The sequence below is a fragment of the Acidobacteriota bacterium genome (assembly GCA_018268895.1).
Lineage (GTDB): Bacteria > Acidobacteriota > Terriglobia > Terriglobales > Acidobacteriaceae > Edaphobacter.
The window spans coordinates 1-1,890 of record JAFDVP010000003.1; the positions used below are offsets into that span (position 1 = coordinate 1).

1 protein-coding gene is annotated in these 1,890 nt (G+C 67.6%); it reads left to right on the forward strand.

All coding sequences use genetic code 11. From position 1 onward, the window contains the following. A partial coding sequence (locus tag JSS95_07520) for a polyketide synthase dehydratase domain-containing protein (GenBank protein MBS1799662.1) occupies window positions 1-1,890 on the forward strand: 1,890 nt, incomplete at both ends.

Here is a 1,890-nt window from a genome sequence, read left to right on the forward strand (position 1 = left end):
GTGCCTTTTCGTCATCTGCGGATGGGTTTGTACGAGGCGAGGGGTGTGGAGTTTTGTTGTTGAAGCGCCGCGTGGAGGCTTTGCGGGATGGGGACCGTGTGTTGGGGTGGTTGTTGTCGAGCGCGGTGAACCAGGATGGAGCGTCGAGCGGTTTGACGGTTCCGAACGGATTGGCGCAGCAGGCTTTGTTGCGTGAGGCTCATCGTCGTGCAGGGATCGAGGCGTGCCAGGTGGGTTATGTGGAGGCGCATGGCACGGGGACGCAGTTGGGCGACCCGATCGAGGCGGAGGCGCTGGGCGCGGTGTTTGCGGGGCGGGAGCAGAAGCTTCTGATCGGTTCGGTGAAGACGAACGTGGGTCACCTGGAGTCAGCGGCGGGCGTGGCGGGGCTGATCAAGGTTGTGCTGGGGATGCGGCATGGCGAGATCCCTGCGCAGTTGAACTGGTCAGGCCCGAGCGAGCATGTTCGCTGGGAGGAGCTTCCTCTGGAGGTGGTGACGGAGGGGCGGCGTTGGGAGGCGATCGGGGGGCGGAGGATCGCGGGAGTGAGTTCGTTCGGTTTCAGCGGGACGAACGCGCATGTGGTGTTGGAGTCGAGCGCGGAGCCGGAGCGATTGGAGGAGGGAGGGCGGGAAGAGGTCCTGGTGCTGAGCGCGCGGACGGAGGGGAGTCTTCGTCGGCAGGCGGAGCGTTATGCGGAGTTTCTGGAGAGGACGGAACTGCGCTGGGAGGACATCTGCTACACGGCGGGAGTGGGGCGGGCGTCGTTTGGGGAGCGACTGTCGGTGCTGGCGTCGAACCGCGGAGAGGCTGCGGCGAAGCTGCGGCGGTGGCTTGCGGGTGAAGAGTTGGAGGGCGTGTATTGCGGGCGGGTGAGCGCGTCCGAACGCAGCCGTGCGGCCCGGAGGCTGAGCGCGTCGGCGACGTGCGCGGAGGTGGCGGAGGGATTTGTTCAGGGCGCGGGTGTGGACTGGGCGGAGCGTGCTGCGGGCCGTGTGCTGCGTCGTGTTGGTCTTCCGACGTATGCGTTTGAGCGTGAGCGTTACTGGGTGGAGGCGACGGCGGAGGCGGAGTGGGGCGAGGCGAGCGGGGGCTCTTTGCTTGGGCGGAGGCTGCGTTCGGCGGGAGTGCGCGCGCAGTATGAGACGCGGCTGGAAGCGGAGAGCTGGGTGGGGGAACATGCGGTGGAGGGCCGCGCGGTGTTGCCGGCGACGGGGCATCTGGAGCTGATGCTGGAGGCGGCGGCGGAGTTGGGCGAGAGTGGCGTGGTGGAGGATGTGGTGCTGGCGTCTCCGCTGACGGTGGAGGGGCGTCGCCGTGTGCAGGTGGTGGTGGAAGAAGCAGAGGGCGATGGCCGCAGCCGGGTGCGCGTCTATGCGGAGGAGCAGGGCGGGTGGGAGCGTTGTTCGGAGGGCTGGCTGCGCGGGGCTTCTTCTTCTGCTGCGGATGCTGTCGATGTGGCGGCGTTGCGGTCGCGGTTGGGTGTGGAGGTGGAGGGCGCAGATCTGTATGCGTCGCTGGAGGGGCGCGGGCTGCGCTTCGGAGAGCGCTTTCGCGGAGTGGAGCGGGTGTGGACGGGCGAGGGCGAGGCGCTGGGAGAGATCGCGGAGCGGGCGCGGGCGGGCGCGGGATGGCAGCTGGCTCCGTGGTGGCTGGATGCGTGTCTGCAGGTGGCCGGGCTGGCCGCGGGCGACGAGATGGCCGGCGAACTGTATCTGCCGATGAGCGTCCAGACGCTGCGCGTGTATGCAAAGCCCGCGGGCAGGGCATGGAGCCATGTCCGCATCGAACGCAGCGACAACAATACCCTCAAAGCCAACGTCAGCGTCTGCGACGACCACGGAACCGTGTGCGTGCAGATTGAGAACCTGCGATTCAGAAAGACAAAAA